At 67.9% G+C, this 17,278-nt stretch carries 16 protein-coding genes; 3 read left to right on the top strand and 13 right to left on the bottom strand.

Going from position 1 to position 17,278, the window contains the following annotated elements:
- From VGT00_20580 to VGT00_20615, 8 genes are all read right to left on the bottom strand, one after another.
- The coding region (locus tag VGT00_20580) for an ABC transporter permease (GenBank protein ID HEV8533827.1) at positions 1-799 on the bottom strand (799 nt) is incomplete at its 3' end.
- A gap of 139 nt (positions 800-938) precedes the next feature.
- Complete coding sequence (locus tag VGT00_20585; GenBank protein ID HEV8533828.1) at positions 939-2,483, bottom strand: ABC transporter substrate-binding protein; 1,545 nt, start codon at positions 2,481-2,483, stop codon at positions 939-941.
- A 50-nt stretch (positions 2,484-2,533) separates the two neighbouring features.
- Positions 2,534-3,265: an aspartate/glutamate racemase family protein gene (locus VGT00_20590; GenBank protein HEV8533829.1), complete on the bottom strand. Its 732-nt coding sequence runs from the start codon at positions 3,263-3,265 to the stop codon at positions 2,534-2,536.
- Positions 3,266-3,406: 141 nt separating this feature from the next.
- Entirely contained in the window at positions 3,407-4,240 is an 834-nt protein-coding gene (locus VGT00_20595) for a tetratricopeptide repeat protein (GenBank protein ID HEV8533830.1), read from the bottom strand.
- On the bottom strand, positions 4,240-4,899 hold the full coding sequence (locus tag VGT00_20600; protein HEV8533831.1) for a ferritin-like domain-containing protein: 660 nt from the start codon (positions 4,897-4,899) through the stop codon (positions 4,240-4,242). Before VGT00_20600 ends, VGT00_20595 begins: the two co-directional genes overlap by 1 nt.
- A complete protein-coding gene (locus VGT00_20605) occupies positions 4,896-5,252 on the bottom strand; it encodes a hypothetical protein (GenBank protein ID HEV8533832.1) in 357 nt (118 codons plus the stop codon). The genes VGT00_20600 and VGT00_20605 overlap by 4 nt, the downstream gene beginning before the upstream one ends.
- 12 nt (positions 5,253-5,264) lie before the next feature.
- The gene (gene def / locus VGT00_20610) at positions 5,265-5,813 is read right to left on the bottom strand and encodes a peptide deformylase (GenBank protein HEV8533833.1); all 549 of its coding nucleotides are present in this window, start codon (positions 5,811-5,813) and stop codon (positions 5,265-5,267) included.
- Positions 5,814-5,848: 35 nt separating this feature from the next.
- Entirely contained in the window at positions 5,849-6,940 is a 1,092-nt protein-coding gene (locus tag VGT00_20615; protein ID HEV8533834.1) for a response regulator, read from the bottom strand.
- Between the two features lie 178 nt (positions 6,941-7,118).
- Between VGT00_20615 and VGT00_20620 the strand changes: the two genes are divergently transcribed.
- Genes VGT00_20620 through VGT00_20630 form a run of 3 tightly spaced genes read left to right on the top strand, consistent with a single transcriptional unit; the run spans position 7,119 to position 9,566 of the window.
- Entirely contained in the window at positions 7,119-8,735 is a 1,617-nt protein-coding gene (locus VGT00_20620) for an ATP-binding protein (GenBank protein ID HEV8533835.1), read from the top strand.
- Entirely contained in the window at positions 8,732-9,106 is a 375-nt protein-coding gene (locus tag VGT00_20625; GenBank protein HEV8533836.1) for a response regulator, read from the top strand. Before VGT00_20620 ends, VGT00_20625 begins: the two co-directional genes overlap by 4 nt.
- Before the next feature lie 58 nt (positions 9,107-9,164).
- Positions 9,165-9,566: a desulfoferrodoxin family protein gene (locus VGT00_20630; GenBank protein HEV8533837.1), complete on the top strand. Its 402-nt coding sequence runs from the start codon at positions 9,165-9,167 to the stop codon at positions 9,564-9,566.
- Positions 9,567-9,773: 207 nt separating this feature from the next.
- Here VGT00_20630 and VGT00_20635 read toward each other — a convergent pair whose 3' ends face one another.
- The 5 genes from VGT00_20635 to metH form a co-directional block, all read right to left on the bottom strand.
- Complete coding sequence (locus VGT00_20635; protein ID HEV8533838.1) at positions 9,774-10,478, bottom strand: carboxypeptidase regulatory-like domain-containing protein; 705 nt, start codon at positions 10,476-10,478, stop codon at positions 9,774-9,776.
- 183 nt (positions 10,479-10,661) lie between these two features.
- Positions 10,662-11,849: a chromate efflux transporter gene (gene chrA / locus VGT00_20640; protein HEV8533839.1), complete on the bottom strand. Its 1,188-nt coding sequence runs from the start codon at positions 11,847-11,849 to the stop codon at positions 10,662-10,664.
- Positions 11,850-11,899: 50 nt separating this feature from the next.
- A complete protein-coding gene (gene queG / locus VGT00_20645; protein ID HEV8533840.1) occupies positions 11,900-12,841 on the bottom strand; it encodes a tRNA epoxyqueuosine(34) reductase QueG in 942 nt (313 codons plus the stop codon).
- Positions 12,838-13,467: a class I SAM-dependent methyltransferase gene (locus VGT00_20650; protein HEV8533841.1), complete on the bottom strand. Its 630-nt coding sequence runs from the start codon at positions 13,465-13,467 to the stop codon at positions 12,838-12,840. Before VGT00_20650 ends, queG begins: the two co-directional genes overlap by 4 nt.
- 1 nt (position 13,468) lies before the next feature.
- Entirely contained in the window at positions 13,469-16,909 is a 3,441-nt protein-coding gene (gene metH, locus VGT00_20655; protein ID HEV8533842.1) for a methionine synthase, read from the bottom strand.
- Positions 16,910-17,278 lie beyond the last annotated feature (369 nt).

The raw sequence follows: 17,278 nt of genomic DNA on the forward strand, positions 1-17,278 counted from the left end.
ACTGGATGGCAAGCCGCCCGATGCCCGGCCACGCGAAGACGGTTTCCGTCACGACCGCGCCGGCGAGGAGCTGGCCGAGCTGGAGCCCGGTGATCGTGATGATCGGCAGTGCGGCGTTGCGCAGCGTGTGCTTGCCGACCACCAGCGTCTCGGACACGCCCTTCGCGCGCGCGGTGCGCACGAAGTCCGCGCGCAGCACCTCGAGCACGGCCGAGCGGGTCAGCCGCGCGATCGACGCCATCGCGAAGGCGCCGAGCGTGATCCCCGGCAGCACGAGGTGGCGCCAGTCCCCGCGCCCCGAGGTCGGGAAGAGCCCGGCCTGCAGCGACAGCACGAGGATGAGGAGGATGCCGAGGAAGAACGTCGGCGCCGACTGGCCGACGAGCGCGACGCCCATCGCGACGTGGTCGACGAGCGTGTTGCGCCGGATCGCGGAGACGAGCCCCACCGGGACCGCGATGATGGCCGCGAGGACGAAGGCCGTGAGCGCGAGCTCCAGGCTCGCCGGCAGATAGCCCGCGACCACCGTCATCGCCGGCTGGCGGAAGTGGATCGAGCGGCCGAAGTCACCGCGCGCGACGTTCACGAGGAAGATGCCGTACTGCACGATCAGCGGCCTGTCGAGGCCGAGCTCCGTGCGTACGCGGAAGATCTCGCTCCGCGGCGCGTCGGGAGGCAGGAGGAGCGGCACCGGATCCCCGGACAGCCGCATGACGACGAACACCACGGTGGACACGAGCCACAAGGCGACAAACGCCCGCGCCAAGCGGGTGCCAAGAAACGAGAGGAAGCCGCGCATCAGGGAAGCGCTGGCGCTGGCTGCCCGCCAGTCCGAGCGCCGGCTCCGCCGGCGCAATCCTCCTGGGGGGAGGCAGGCCGAGCACGGGCCGTCAGGCCCGTGCCGGCCGTCGGAAGGGGGGCGAAGCCCCCCTCCGAGTTTAGCTTCGTCGGAATTTGAAGTTGAACTTGCGGATCTCGAACTGCTGGTTCGGATTCGGCGTCCACTCGACGTGCTTCTGCAGGCCGTAGTCCTCGTACGGCTGGACGACGGGGATCCACGGCAAGTGTTCGAGAAAGATCCGCGTCATCTTCTTGTACGCCTCGCCGCGGAACTTCTCGTCGACCGAGAACCGCGCGGCGCTGCCCAGCTCGTCGAACTCAGCGTGGCGCCAGTAGTCCTGGGGGCCGCCGGGGCCGAGGAGGCGCCACATCATGCCGTCCGGGTCGCCGAGCGTCGAGGTCGGATCCGACCACCACAGTCCTTTGAACGTCTTGTCGCGGTTCTTTTGCGCGCGCACCGAGTATTCGAAGACCTCGACCTTCGCGTTGACACCGACGTCGCGCCACATCCCGACGATGGCTTCGGCCATCGGTTTGTCGTTCGCCATGTAGCCGACCGTCGTCTCGACGACGATCTCTTCGTTCCGATAGCCGGCCTTCTTCAACCGCTCGCGCGCCTCCTTGGGGTCGTACTTGAGCGCCGGCAGCGACGTGTCGAAGTGGTTGTCGCCCTTGGCGATCGGCCCGCTCGGCACGATCCCCCGCCGGCGCCAGAGCTCCTTCACGACCGCGTCGCGGTCGATCGCGAGCGACAGCCCCTGCTTCACGAGGGGGTTGTCGAGTGGCTTCACCTTCGAGTTCACGGCCAGCACGTAGAGGCCCGCGTAGAGCGCGCCCACCACGCGCGTGGAGGCGTTGCCGCTCACGCGCTCGCCGTGGTCGGGCGGCAGCTGCGTGATGACGTCCACCTCGCCCTTCAGCAGGGAGGCGATCCGCGGCGCCGTCTCGGGAATCGCGCGGAAGATCATCCGGTCGAAGTCGGACTTGCCACCCCAGTAGTCCGGGTTGGCCTCGAGCACGGCCTTGTCGTCCTTCGTCCACGACACGAACCGGACCGGGCCCGTGCCCACCGGCTTCAGGTTGAACGCGTCGGCCTTCACCGCCTCGAGGTATTTCTTGGGCACGATCTGGCCGCCGTAGAACGCGAGCCGCGCCGGCAGCAGCGGGTCCGGCTTCTTCGTGTGGATGACGAGCGTGCCCGCGTCCGGCGCTTCGATCCGGTCGATGGACGTGAACACCGTGCTGACGCGGACCTTCGCGGCGGGGTCGAGCGTCCGCTCGAGGCTGAACTTCGCGTCGGCCGACGAGAACGGATCGCCGTTGTGCCACTTCACGCCCTGGCGCAGCTTGAAGGTCCACGTCGTGGGCGCCGTGAGCTTCCACTCGGTCGCGAGCCCCGGATAGAGCTTCTGGTCGGGATGCCGGGAGATCAGGTTGTCGAACACGTTGAACGACACGCGGATGTCGTTCGCCGAGGTGCTCATGTGCGGATCGAAGGCGGCGATATCGCCGCCCTGGGCGACCACGAGCTCACGCTTCTGGGTGGTCTGGGCCCGAGCCGGCGAGGCAAGGGGGGCCACGGCGCCGGCCGCGCCGAGGGCGGCCATGCCTTTCAGGACGTCACGTCGGCTGATTTCGGCCATGGGATCCCTCCATTGAGAGTGGGCGTCCTCCCCTGATCATCGTGGTGGGGTCAGGCGGGTCGTGGGGGCAGCCCCCGGCTGACGGCGTCGTGGACCATGCGCACGAGCGTGGTGATGTCGAAGACCGGCAATCCCGTCGCGGCCTGGAGATCTGCACGATAGGGCGGCATGTTGGTGCACTCGAGGACGATGGCGCCGATCTCCGGATGAGCCGCGAGCATCCGGCGAGCCACCGTCAGGTGCTCCTGGCGCGCCAGCTCCACGTCGAGCTCGAGCTGGTCGTCGAGGAGCACGCGGGTGAACTCCTTCTCGGTCTCCATTCCCGCGATCACCGTGGGGATGCTCTTGGTGATCCCCGCCCCCGTGAAGTGCTCCGGACGGAGCGATGACGCGTCCACCGTCATGATGCCCACGGTCCGGCCGGGCGCGAGCATGCGGTGGACGAGCGGCACCAGCATGAGGCTCGAGGTGAAGACGGGAATCGAGACGGCGGCCGCCACCTCGTCCTGGAACTTGGCGAGGAAGCCGCAATTGGTCGTCACCGCCCGCACCCCCTCGCGCTCGAGGGCCCGGGCGCCCTCGATGAAGGCGGGCAGGAGCTCGCGCTGACCGTGGCGCACCACGCGGTCCGGGGAGGCGCCCCGCACCCGGTGGTAGAGCACGGGGAAGTCGAACGTTGCCGCATTGCCCATGTCGCCGGGGATGCGGGGGAACTGGGTGTCGAGCATGAGGATGCCGACCGAATGGCCAAAGATGTTCTGCCCGCCCCGCACCCGGGTCATTTGTTCATGCCCCCAATCATTTCAGCCCTCACCTCGCCGCTGATCAACTCAGCACTCGCCTCAGGGCTTCGCCCTTCAGCTCGAAGGGCCACGCCTGCGGCTCGTCGGCAGCGTCTCGGCTCGAAATGCGGATTCAGACGACTAGTTCAGCTGCGCGAGCTTCTGTCGCGCTTTCCTGAGGTGACCTTTCACGGCCTCGTGGTCCGTGGTATTCGGGAACTCGGTCAGATAGCGCTCCAGGTCCGCGAGGCCCCGCTGGGTCTCGCCCATGTTGCTCCAGGCCATGCCGCGATCCCGCCACTCCCCTGCGGCTTTCGGATCGAGAACGAGGAGGCGGTCGATGGCGCCCACGACCTTGTCCCAGGCTTGGCGCTGCCAGTAGATGGCCTTCAGGTTGGCAAGCATGCGCGCCAGGAGCTGTCGGCCGGAGACGGGCGCGTAGTGCTCCTGGGTCAGCGTCACCCTCCGCCCGAGGACGCGCCCCACCAGCTGCTCGCAGCTCTCGGGAGTGAGGAGGGCGCCGCCATTGAAGGGATCGAGGAAGATCTGTGAATCGTCGAGCCGCGCCCCCGCGATGAAATGCCCCGGCAGCCCGATCCCCTCGACGGCCAGGCCCAGGCGCTTGCCCACCTCGATCAGCACGAGCGAGAGCGTGATGGGGATGCCCTGTCTTCGATCGAGCACGTCGTTGAGAAAGCTGTTGCGAGGGTCGTAGTAGTCCTCGCGATTGCCCGTGAAGCCCTGCTCGACGAAGAGGTATTCCCTCAGGCGATGAAGGCGCCCCAGCGGGTCGGTCGAGCGCCGCGCGCCGTCCACGCCACGGGCGAGCCCGTCCAGTCGTTCAAGGTACGCGTTGACGTCGAGGGCCGGATACTCCCACCGGCCGATGGTGAGCGCGGCCCGGGCGAGATCGAGGCGGCCATCGGGCCGTGAGACCAGCCCGGCGAGCTCTCGGAGCGACGGGTCGGCGCCCATCAGCAGCCGGGGGCGTGATGGATGCCCGCGGTCTTGAGGGCGGCCAGCTGGATTTCCTCGGCCAGCGACATGGTGCGCGCGGCGGCCCGGCGGGCCGCTTCCTGGTCATCGGGGGTGGTGGCGAAGCGCAGGAGCAGCGAGCGGCCGAGCTGGTGATGAAAGTACTCGTCCGGCTCGATGACATCGCGGTAGAGGGTGGCCGTGACCTTGTCCCCTGCCCGGTCGCAGAACTCGATGAACTGGCGATTTTTCACCACGGCGATGGCTTCGCGGGTGAACTGGCCGGCGGCCACCCGCTCGACGGTGGTCTTGAGCGTCTCGAGATACTGGAAGAGCGGGCCATAACCCTTGGCGAGCGGGTTGAAGCCGGCCGCCTCGAATCCCAGCTCGCGCAGGCGGTCGGCGATCATGCGGTAGTGCTTGGCCTCATCTCCCGCCTGCCGGGCGAAGGCCATCTTGACGTCCACGTCGTCGGTGGTCACCTGCCAGCGCGCGGCGATCTCCGTCGCCTCGATCTCGTTCCTCAGGGCAACTTTGAGAAGGTTCAAAACGGTGAGGTCACCCTCGACCTCGGGCTTGAGGGTGGCGTCGGGGGCCAGCCGCTTGAGGATGGCCTGGTTGCGCCCGTCGAGATCCCGGACGAACTCTTCGGCCGTCACGCCACCACTCCCGTCTTCAGGAGCTCGGGCAGCTCCCGGGTCAGGGTCTCCTTCGTGACGACCCGGCGGCAATGGTGGTGGAGGGGCTGGGTCTCGCGGGCCAGGACGTGCGTGGTGAAGCCGAGCACGGGCGGAGGCGGCACCGCGACGTCGAGGGTGTGGAACACGGCATCGTAGTCGAGGTCGCGGCTCGTCAGATCGACGATGACGAGGCCGGCCGGCTCGCGGAGGGCGGCCGCCAGCTCCTCGGAGGTTCTCGCGAAGAGCAGCGGAGTGCCAGCCATGCGGGCCGTCTCACGAATCCGGGCGACGAAGAACAGGTCCTTGACGACCGCCACGACCCTGGCCGGCATGTGGATGGGCGGTCAGTCGTCCTGCTCGGTATGGCCCAGCCAGTATCGGTTCCACTCGGCCAGGTGGGTCAGCGTCGCCAAGTCGCGCATCCGGTCGAGATAGACGACCCCGTGGAGGTGATCCGTCTCGTGCTGGACGACACGGGCGAAGAACTCTTTGAGCTCGCCCTCGATGCGCTGGCCCTCGCGATCATAGGCCTCGAGGCGCACCGCCGCGTAGCGCGGGACCATGCCGCGCATGTCGGGGACGGACAGACACCCTTCCCAGCCCTCTTCCATTTCCGCGGTGAGCGCCGTCACCACCGGATTGATGAGGATGGTGAGGGGGATGTTCGGCGCCTCGGGATACCGGGGATTGCCGTTGACCTCGGCCACGCAGATCTGCTTGAGGACGTGCACCTGGGGAGCGGCCAGGCCCGCGCCGTTGTACTCGCGCATGGTCTCGACCATGTCGTCGATGAGCCGCTGGATCTCCGGAGAGCGGATCTCCTCGACGGGGACGGGCAGGGCCGGCTGGCGCAGCACCGGATGACCCAGACGAGCCACTTTCAAGATGGCCATAGGATCGTTTCTCGCCTGAAGTGTAGCACGGCTTCCTACCCGGTCTTGAGTCCCAGGACATTGAAGGCGGGGATGGGCTTGGTGAATCCCTTGAGAGTCAGCTCCCCCATCGGCTCGCACGTGATGAGTCCTTCGACCTTGTACAGCACGCGGGAGGAGATCAGGATCTGGCCGGGCTTGGCCTCGGCGCAGAGGCGCGCGGCCAGATTCGAGACCGAGCCGATGGCGCCGTAGTCCCAGCGCCCTTCGAAGCCGATGGCGCCGAGGGTGGCCGGTCCATGCGCGATGCCCATGCCGAAGTGCAGGTCATAGCCGCGCCGCCGCCACTCGGGCACGAGGGCCTCCACCCTGCCTCGCATGCGGAGGGCCATGCGCACGGCCCGCTCCTCGGCATCACGCATCTCGACCGGATCGTTGAAAAAGACCATGAGACCATCGCCCGCGAAGTGCTCGAGGGTGCCTTCGCTCCCGAGGATGAGCCGCCCCATCTCGGCGTGGTACTCGTGCAGCACGTCCATGACCTCTTCGGGCTCGGCGATCTCCGCGAAGGCGGTGAAGCCTCGGAGGTCCACGAACACCACGGTGATCTCCCGCCGGTGGCTCTTGAGCGGGTCCTCGGCGCCGCCGCTCACGATGAGCTCGGCGAGCTGGGGCGAGAAGAAGCGCTTGAGCCTCCCCAGCCGCTCGAGCTGCGCCACCTGGGCCCGGACGCGCTCCTCGAGGTTGGCGTTGAGGTCGGCGAGCTCGCCCGCCTGCGTCTGGACGGTATCGTAGAGATCCTTGATTCTGAGGAGCGAGCGCACGCGGGCCACCAGCTCGCCCGTGTTGACGGGCTTGGTGAGGAAGTCGTCGGCGCCGGCCTCGAGCCCCTTGATGCGCTCGCGGGTCGGGTCCAGGGCCGTCACCATCACCACGGGCAGGATGCCGTACTCGGGGTTGGCGCGGATGCGCCGGCAGACTTCGTAGCCGTCCATGCCCGGCATCATGACGTCGAGAAGCACCAGGTCCGGCCGCTCCGCCTCCACCCGCTCGAGGGCCTCCTGGCCGGAGGCCGCCGTCAGAGTCGAGTAGCCCTTGGCCGCGAGGAGATCCACGAGCATCTTCACGTTGTGGACAGTATCGTCCACCACCAGAATCTTTGGAGGCATTGCATGGACGCTAAGCCCGGTCCGCTCACGTGTCAAGGCATGGGGCGTTCTTGACTCACGGGAAGGCCGTTGCTAGCATGCCGCTCACGGCCTTTCGGCCGCCTTCATGGGCGCTCACGAGGACGGACTTCCCGTAGGGTCAGCGCCATCGACCCCGGTGGCCGACCCGGGCATCAGCGAGCGCTCCGCGGGGTTCCTGCTTTCCCACACGCCCCTGGGATCTCTCGTGCGCGCGGTGGCCCGGCTGCGTCTCTCCGTCCACTTCAAGCTCCTGGCCGGCTTTCTGCTCGTCGTCATCGTGGTCGCCCTCATGGGGGCCGTGAGCCTCGAGATCATCACGCGCATGTCGCGACAGAGCGAGTCGATGCATCGCGCCCACCAGCGCGTGAGCTCGGCTCGGCAGGCCCAGCACGCCCTGGCCACGCAGATGAGCTTCACCGCCATGGCCCTCCTCCTGAGGGACGAGGCGACCATCGCGAGCATCCTCCGCGAGAACAATCGCCTGAACGCCATGCTCGCGGAGATCGAGGAAGGCGCGCCCGCCGACGAGCGCGAGATCATCCAGCGCATCCGGACCGCCCAGGGCGAGGTCATGGCCACCGTGGCCGACGTGGCGAACCTGGTTCGCGACGGCAAGATCGAAGAGGCGATGCAGCTCCAGCTCACCACCGGCTATCCTCTCTTCCAGCAGGTCGAAGGCCTCGTCGAGCAGGTGGTCCGGCTGGAGGAGAGCAGCATGGGCCGGCTTCGCGCCGCCACCGCGCTCGCGAACCGTCAAGCCTTCTACCTCATGGGCGGCCTCATCGTCGCCTCCATCCTCCTCGCCCTCCTCCTGGGCTTCGTGACGTCATGGTCCTTCATCATCCCCGTGCGGGAGGCCCAGGGCTTCCTCGGACGTCTGTCCAAGGGCGACTTCGGCACCAAGGTCGTCGTCCCGAATCGAGACGAGTTCGGCGCCCTCGCCGCCCGCATGAACGACATGAGCGCCGAGCTGCGGCGGCTCTACGAGGACCAGCGCGAGGCCGCCCATCAGCTGGAGACGCTCAACCGTCAGCTCGCGCGCGCGAGCCAGGCCAAGTCGGAGTTCCTGGCCAATATGAGCCACGAGCTGCGCACGCCCATGAACGCCATTCTCGGCTTCACCGAGATGATCCTCGACGACGTCTATGGCGAGGTGCCGGCGGAGGTGCGGGGCCCCCTGGAGGACGTGCAAGCCTGCGGCCGCCAGCTCTTGCGCCTCATCAACGACGTGCTGGATGTGTCCAAGATCGAGGCGGGGCGCATGGAGCTGAGCTTGACCGACTACTCGGTGGCCGAGGTCGTGGAAACGACGCGCACCTCCCTGCGCTCCCTGGCTGCCGAGAAAGGGCTCGAGTTCATCGCGGAAGTCCAGCCCGACATCCCGCTTGCCTATGGCGACGGCAAGCGGATTACCCAGTGCCTGACCAACCTCGTGGGCAATGCCCTGAAGTTCACCAAGGAGGGCACGGTGGCCATCCGGGCCCGGCACGAGGGCGACCAGGTCGTGTACTCGGTGAGCGACACCGGCATCGGCATCGCCCCCGACCAGCTCGACCACATCTTCGGCGAGTTCCGCCAAGTGGACGCGAGCATCAGCCGGGAGTTCGGGGGAACGGGGCTGGGGCTGAGCATCACCAAGACCTTCGTCGAGCTCCACGGAGGGCGCATCTGGGTCGAGAGCAAGCCCGGCCGCGGCTCGGCCTTCCACTTCGCGATTCCCCTGCGCGTCGCCGAGGTCACGGAGGGAGCATGAGCCAGAAGAGAATCCTGCTCGTCGAGGACAACGAGTTCAACCGGAAGATCGTCCGAGACCTTCTCTCCCGCCAGCCCTATGATCTCCTGGAGGCCCATGACGGCGAGGCGGGAGTGGAGGCGGCCCGCCGCGAGCTGCCCGACCTGATCATCATGGACGTCCAGCTGCCCAAGCTGTCGGGTCTGGAGGCGACCCGGCGGATCCGGGCCGAGCCCGCGATCGCCAAGATCCCGATCATCGTGGTCACCTCGTTCGCCCTCAGCGGCGACGCCAAGAAGGCCATGGACGCAGGGGCCTCGGCATATCTGGCCAAGCCGTACAGCCCGCGGCAGCTGCTGGAGGCCATTCGCAAGATGCTGGGTGACGCGTGAGATTTGGCCCGGGAGGAGGAGACCTATGAGCGCGAGGAGTCGATGGATTGTGGCGTTGATGGCGGTCACCGTGGCCGCCGTCCTCTCGCCCCTTTCTGTCCACGCCGGGCAGGAGGAGCAGTTCACCCCGGAGTACAAGGAAGTGCGGAGCGCCTTCGATCCGAAGCACACGCCGAGGATCGTGGCGCCAGAGCGCGTCAAGCGGGGCGAGTGGTTCGATGTCACCATCACGGTGGGCGCGGGCGGGGATCACCCCTCGCTCGGCGAGCACTTCGTGCGCTATATCGCCCTCTACATCAATGGCGCGGAGATCTCCCGCGCCTATCTCCACCCCGTCTTCTCGTTCCCCAAGGTCACCTTCACCATCGCCCTCGACGAGGGCGGCGTGCTCAAGGCCGTCGAGGAGCCCACGCACTCCGCGGCCTGGGAATCATCCAAGCCCATCGCGGTCACCCCCTAGCCCGAGCTATTTCACGATTGCACATACGGCATCCTGGCCTCCCCCTTATCTACTCAGCCCTCGCCTCAGGGCTTCGCCCTTCAGCTCGAACTGCGGCCCTCTCCCCCTTCGGGGGCGAGGGATCAAAATGAATCCCTCTCCCTCGGAGAGGGAGAGGGCTGGGTGAGGGTGGCGATGCCTTCGCGAATGGTCCAGGCTAGGCGGCGACTATTTTTTTCCCATCTCGACGGTGACGTCGGTGACTGGCTTGTCGTCCACGGTGACGTCGCGCGTGACCGTGCCCAGGAGCTCGTGCCAGATCTTGAGGGTGTACTTGCCGGGCGGCACATTGTTGAGAGCGAACTCGCCATTGGCGCCGGTGACGGCAAAGAACGGGTGGTCGGCCACCACCACCCAGGCCCGCATCCAGGTGTGGAGATCGCAGTCTATCCTGACGATCTCGGGCTTCTTGAAGACGATGGGGACAGCCCGTCCCTTGGGCTGCGTCCGGTTGAAGGTGGCGTTCTCGGTGCTGACGCTGTGCAGGTTGTGGAGCAGCCTGTCGCTGTTGAGGAACTCGACCGTCCCGCCCACCGGCACGATCACCACCCGCGGGACATAGACGCATTGCTGCTGGTCCACCTGCACGGGCCCCGCCGAGGCCTCCCCCCGGATCCCCAGCGGGGGCGCCTGCACCGAGACCACCGCCCAGCGAATGCCGCGGTTGGGGCCGAGGACGAGATCGTCGCTCTCCCTGCTCTTGCCGCACACGTACTGGTCGATATTGATCGTGACCGTCTTTTTTTCTGGCGGCGGCCCCGCGTGGAGGACGGAGCCCTTGATGGACGCGGCGGCGGCCGGCCCTGCCGCCAGCACATACGCCGCCACCGCGAGCGAGACGATCCGGACCGAAGGGCCAGCGCCACTTCTCATGCGCGATCTCCTAGTCAGCTACGTGCGGGTGCGGCGTGTCCACTTGACGCCGTAGGCGTGCGGCTCATAGCCCTCGAGGTAGCGGAGCAGCGCATCGATGTCGGGAGCAGGATACCAGAGGTCGAGAAACTCCGGCTTGATGAAGCCTTGGTGGGCGATAGGCTCGCGCGCTTTCCGTTCACGTCACGATTTGATCTGGGCAAGCGCCACTCCCCCGAGCGCGCTGATGAGGACCACGAGCAGCGGTGGGGTCCGCCAGACGGCGAGGAGAGCGAACCCGACGAGGGCAAGCCCGAAATCCGCCGGCGTCTTGACCGAGCTTGTCCAGACCGGATTGTAGAGCGCGGCGCCGAGCAGTCCGACCACCGCCGCGTTGACGCCCCGCATGATCGCTTGGGCGCCCGTACGCCGCCGGAAGGCGTCCCAGAAGGGCAAGGTGCCCACGAGCACGAGCACGCCAGGAAGGAAGATGGCGACCAGGCTGAGCGCGGCCCCCGCCAACCCGTTCGGCCACGGTCTTGCCACGGCCCCCAGGTAGGCCGCGAAGGTGAAGAGCGGGCCGGGGACGGCCTGGGCGGCCCCATAACCGGCGAGGAAGAGGTCGTCGCTCACCCACCCCGGGACAACCACGGCCTCGCGCAGCAACGGCAAGACCACGTGCCCGCCGCCGAATACGAGCGCGCCTGACCGGTAGAAGGCCTCGAACAATGCTACGCCCTGGGACGCACCAAGATGTCGGAAGACAGGCAGCCCTATGAGCAGGAGAAAGAAACCAGCGAGCGCCGCGAGCCCGACCGCGCGTGAGATCGGCACCGACACATGGCCGGTCGATGCTTGCCGCGCGCTACGACAGAGCCACAGGCCGGCCACGCCTCCCAGGACAATGGCGGAGATCTGGGCAACCGAGGAAGCGCTGACCAGAATGACCAGCGTCGCCACCACCGCGATCGAAGCGCGCTCGCGGTCGGGGCACAGCGTGCGTGCCATGCCCCAGACGGCCTGGGCGACGATGGCCACGGCAACCAGCTTGAGGCCGTGCAACAGCCCGATTCCCAGGGGCCCTTGAAGCGTGCTCGCGCCATAGGCGAACAAGACGAGGGCAAGCGCCGAGGGCAGGGTAAATCCGGTCCAGGCCGCGAGGCCACCGAGATAGCCGGCCCGCATGAGTCCAACGGAAAAGCCGACCTGGCTGCTCGCGGGACCGGGCAGGAACTGGCAGAGCCCGACCAGATCGGCAAAGGCGTGCTCGTCGAGCCAGCGACGCCGCACGACGAACTCTTCGCGGAAATAGCCAATGTGAGCGATCGGCCCGCCAAAGCAGCTCAGTCCGAGCTTGCCGAAGGCGAGGAGAACCTCGAGGGCCCGGCCGATCGGCCCGCTCTTCCGGTCGGCGCGTCTCGCGGTTTTTGTCTGCTCCTCGCTCACGCGCGGGCAGCCCGTGCCGAATTGGTACGGGAGGCCATAGCATTCCGGCGGAGCCCGGCCGGCCGAGGGCGCAGGAGGGCTGTGCCCTTGAAGCGCGCGCGGAGATCCTCGTCGCTCATGGCGGCGATCCGCTCGGCGCCCGGATACGGGGCTGAGGGGAGAAAGGCTTCCTCTCCCGTCACGGGCGCCTTCCGGTTCCAGGGACAGACCTCCTGGCAGACGTCGCAGCCGAATTGCCAGGGGCCGAGGGCCTCTTCGAGCGCCGGCTCGAGGTCGCCGCGATGCTCGATGGTCAGATACGAGATGCAGCGCCTCGCGTCGAGGACATAGGGGGCGACGAAGGCGCCCGTCGGACAGGCATCCAGGCAGGCCCGGCAGGAGCCGCAGCGGTCCGGCAGCGGCTCGTCGAAGGCGAGCTCCGCCGTGGTGAGGAGCACGCCGATCAGGAACCATGAGCCGAGCTCCGGGTGCAAGAGCATGGTGTTCTTGCCCGTCCACCCCAGGCCCGCCCGCGCGGCCAGATCCCGCTCGAGCACGGGCCCCGTGTCGACGTAGGCGCGGCTCCGGGCTCCCGCGGCCTCGAGAAGATATTGCCCGAGCGCCTGCAGGCGGGGCGTCATCACGTCGTGGTAGTCGCGTCCCCAGGCATAGCGCGCCACGGGCGTCCACGACGGATCGGGCACAGGCTCGCCCTGGAAATAGTTGAGGGCGACGCAGACGACGGACCGCGCCCCGGGGAGCACGGAGCCGGGATCGAGTCGCTCGCTCAGGCGTCGCCCGAGATAGCTCATGGTCCCGGCGTACCCCGCCTCGAGCCAGCGCTCCAGGGCCGGGCCGTGGTCGGGAGGAGACGCGGGGCCTATGGCCACATGGTCAAAACCCTCCGCGAGCGCCCGGGACTTGACGGAGTCCGTCAGGATCGACGAGGTCAGGGTCACGACTTGCGGGCCTTGACGATGAGGTGGGCGCGCGTGAGCGTGCGCCCGCCACCCTCGAGGAAGGCGAGGTAGCGGAACCACCGGCCGTCGGCCCGCCACGCGTCTTCAAGACCCACGGCGGCGGCCAGCCCTTCCTCCACCGAGGCAAAGCGCTTCACCTCACGCTCGACCTCGACGACTTCGGGGAGGAAACCCTGGGCGCGGAGGCTCCGCTCCATGCGCGTCTCGTCGTAGGCGAAGCGGGAGACCTTGCCCGTCTCCCTCCACTGGTCGACATGGAAGGCGACCATCCCCAGGCACTGGCCGGGTCGAAGGGCTCGGGCCGCGCGCTCGATGATGGCGTCGGAGGCGCAGAGATGCGCCGTCACCATATCGGGGCTGAAGCGAACGTATTCCTCGCGCTCGGCATCTCCTTCGATGAAATCGACGTTGGCGAGCTGGGCCTGCTCGGCCAGACGACGAGCTTCCTTGATGGCGGCGGGGTCCCGATCGAGGCCCGCGACGTGTCTCATCCGTGCGGCGAGCCAGAACGTCAGTCGCCCCGTGCCGCAGCCCACGTCGAGCCCCCGCATGGTGTCGAGACCCTCCGCCTCGAGCAGACCCAGGAACCTTGGCGAGACAGGCAAGCTACTCGGCCTTGAAGTACTTCGCCTCTGGGTGGTGGAACACGAGGGCGGAGACCGAGGCCTCGGGGTCCATCATGAAGCCTTCGGTCAGCCCGAGGCCGATCTGCGATGGCTCGAGGAGGTCGAAGAGGATGCGCTGATCCGCGAGATTCGGACAGGCGGGATAGCCGAAAGAGACCCGGAGGCCGCGGTAGTGCGCCTTGAGCCTGTCCTCCATGGGCATGCCGGGCGGATCCGGAAAGCCCCACTGGGTCCGCAGCCGCGTGTGGAGCATCTCCGCCAGCGCTTCGGCCAGCTCGATGGCGAGGGCCTGGAGGGCATGCGAGCGGAGGTACTCGCCCTCCTCCTTCCAGCGCTCGGCGAGCTCGCGGACGCCCTTTCCGCACGTGACGGCGAAGAGCGCGACATAGTCCGGCTCGGGCCAGCCCGTATCGCGCGCGTAGTCGGAGAGACAGAGGCGCTCGCCGCCCCGCTGGCGCGGGAAGGAGAAGCGCGCGGTCTCGCGCCCGTCGCGATACAGAACGAGGTCGTCGCCCGCCGAGCGCGCCTCGAAGAAGCGGTAGAGCGCATTGGCCTCCAGCCACCCCTGCTCCACGACCTCCCGCTTCAGCTCCTCGATGGTCCCGTTGATCTCCAGGGTCTTGGCATCCCCGTCGGCGAGGAGGCGCTGGACCGAGCCCTTCACGCCCAGGTGCTTGCCGAGGAGCATCTGGAGGTTGAGATAGGGATAGACGTGCGTCAGGGGTACCCGCCGGAGGACGTGGAGATCGAGGTCGGGCGGCTTGGGGACGGAAACGTCCCGCGAGACGGCCGAGCGAGCGGGTGTCGCGGCGGCGGGCCGCGGCTCTTCCATCACTTCGGCCCCCGCGCGCAGCCGCTCCTGCTCGGCGCGGAGGCGCTCGATGAGGCCCTCGCGGGTGGTGGCGCCGAAGAGTCGATTGGCGAGGTCGAGGCCATCCATGGCGTCCTTGGCGTAGAGGGTGGGCCCGCCGTACTCTACGGAGATCCTCGTGGCCGTGAACTTGCGCGTGAGGGCGGCGCCGCCCACGAAGAGCGGGATCTCGATGCCCGCGGCCCGCAGGTCCTGGGCGGTGGTGACCATCTGCTGGGCTGACTTGACGAGGAGACCCGAGAGGCCGAAGGCATCGGGCTTGTGCTGGTGATAGGCGGCGATCAGATCCTCGGGGGGCACCTTGATGCCGAGATTGATGATGCGATAGCCGTTGTTCTTCAGCACGATCTCGACCAGGTTCTTGCCGATATCGTGGACGTCGCCCTTGACGGTGGCCAGGATGAGGGTGGCCCGCGTGGCGCTCTCGTCCTTTTCCATGAAGGGCTCGAGGTAGGCCACGGCCGCCTTCATGGCCTCGGCGGACTGAAGCACCTCGGCCACGATGAGCTGGTTGTCGTTGAAGAGCCGTCCGACCTCTTCCATGCCCTTCATGAGGGGGCCATTGATGATCCCGAGGGCGCCGGCCTCTTTGAGCTTGAGGACCAGGTCATCGAGCAGGCCATCCTTCGAGCCCTCCACGATGTAGCGCGCGAGCCGCTCGTCGAGGGGCAGCGTGGCCCCCGTCTTCGCCTCCTTCTTCCTGCCCCGGAAGTGAGCGGCGAAGGCGGCCACCGGGTCTTCGCCGCGCCAGTAGATCAAGTCCTCGGCCAGCCGCCGCTCTTCTTCCGGAATGGACGGGTACCGCTCGAGCCGCTCCGTGTTCACGATGGCGTAGTCGAGCCCGGCCTTGGTGCAGTGGTAAAGGAAGACGGCGTTCAGCACCTCGCGCCCCGCGGGGGGCAGGCCGAAAGAGACGTTCGAGATGCCGAGGATGGTCTTGCACTCGGGGAAGCCGGCCTTGATGGCGCGAATGCCCTCGATGGTCTCGACGGCCGAGCCGATGTAGTTGACATCGCCCGTGCCCACGGGGAAGACGAGGGCATCGAAGATCAGGTCGCGGGCGGGCACCCCGTACTTCTCGGTGAGCAGGGCATGGGAGCGCCCGGCGATGGCCAGCTTGCGGGCCCGCGTCACCGCCATGCCCTGCTGCTTGTCCTCGTCGATGCACCCCACCACCACGGCCCCGCCATAGGTGCGCAGGAGCGGCACGACCTTCTCGAAGCGGTCCTCGCCGTCCTCGAGATTGATCGAGTTGACGATGGCCTTGCCCTGGCAGACCCTGAGAGCCCGCTCGATGACCACGGCATCGGTGGAGTCGATCATGAGGGGGACCTTGACCTTGCGCGTGATCTGCTCCATGAAACGGTCCATGTCCGCGGTCTCGTCCCGATCCGGATTGGCGAGACAGATGTCCAGCACTTGCGCCCCGCCCTTGACCTGCCCCCGTCCGACCTCGGACCCCTCCTCGAACTTGTCCTCCACGATGAGGTCCTTGAACTTGCGCGAGCCGATGACATTGGTCCGCTCGCCCACGAGGACGGGGCGATTGTCGTCGGCGGGATAGAGCGCCTCGATGCCGCTGACCGACGCGGCTCGTGACGCGGCCGGCTGCCGTGGCGCGCGATCCCCGATGATTCGGGAGAGGGCGGCGATATGAGCGGGGGTCGTCCCGCAGCAGCCGCCGATGGCATTGACCCAGCCTTCCTCGACGAAGCGCCGCATCTTGAGGGCCAGGCTCTCCGGCGTCTCCTCGTAATGGCCGCGCTCGTCGGGGAGTCCGGCATTGGGATACACCGTCACCAGGCAGGTCGATATCTCGGCCAGCGAGCGCAGGTGGTCCGTCATGAACTCGGGCCCCGTCGCGCAGTTGAGGCCGATGGAGAAGAGATCGAGGTGCTCGAGCGAGGCGTAGAGCGCGTCCACTCCCTGCCCCGCCAGCATGGTGCCCATGGGCTCGATGGTGCCGCTGACCATGAGGGGAAGCTGCTGCCCGGCTTCCACCATGGCGCGCCTGATGCCGATGGCGGCGGCCTTGACGTTGAGCGTGTCCTGGCAGGTCTCGAGCATGAGCGCGTCCACGCCGCCTTCGATCAGCGCGCGCGCCTGACGGTAGTAGGCGTCGAGAACCTGATCGAAGGTGACGCCGCCCGTGACGGTGATCGTCCGCGTGCCCGGGCCCATGGCGCCCAGGACGAAGCGCGGACGCGCTGAGGTGGAGCGGCTGTCGGCTGCCTCTCGGGCAAGGCGGGCCCCGGCCAGCGTGATCTCGTGACAACGCTCGGCCAGGCCATATTCGGCTAGCACATAGGGGGCACAGCCGAAGGAATTAGGTGAGATGAGATCGGCGCCCGCGTCGAGATAGGCCTCGTGGATGGACCGGATGACGTCGGGGCGCGTGAGATTGAGGTGCTCATTGCACCCCTCCAGGGCCGGCCCGCCGAAATCGGCCGCGCTGAGGTCGCGCGCCTGGATCTGGGTGCCCATGGCGCCGTCCATGAGCAGGATGCGGCTCCCGAAAGCCTGGGCGAGCTTCGAAACGGTGCCGCTCATGTGCTCATTCTAGCGCAGGGGCGCCGAAAGCCGCAGGGCGGGGAGAGCTCTCAGCCTGTCACGGCGCCTTCGAAGGCGTTCCGGGCAATATCGTTTTCTGGGCATTGGCGCGCTTCGCCGTCGGCGCACACGCTCGCTCTCGACGGGATCTTCGCCCCGTCCCCGCCCGGGCCGCTCGCTTTCCACCCTGCGGATGCGCCGAGCGACGCCGAGGTGGCGCAGGTGCTCGGCACGATCCGACGACGGGTCGGGCGCCTCCTGGGCCGCCGCGGACTCGCGAGCCTGGCGAGGACGGAACAGGTCGCGAGGACCCACTCGCCGAGGCCTCCCTGGCCCTTGCCGGCATCGTGAGCGCTTCCGTGCAGGGGC

The organism is Candidatus Methylomirabilota bacterium (genome assembly GCA_036002485.1).
Taxonomy (GTDB): Bacteria; Methylomirabilota; Methylomirabilia; order Rokubacteriales; family CSP1-6; genus AR37.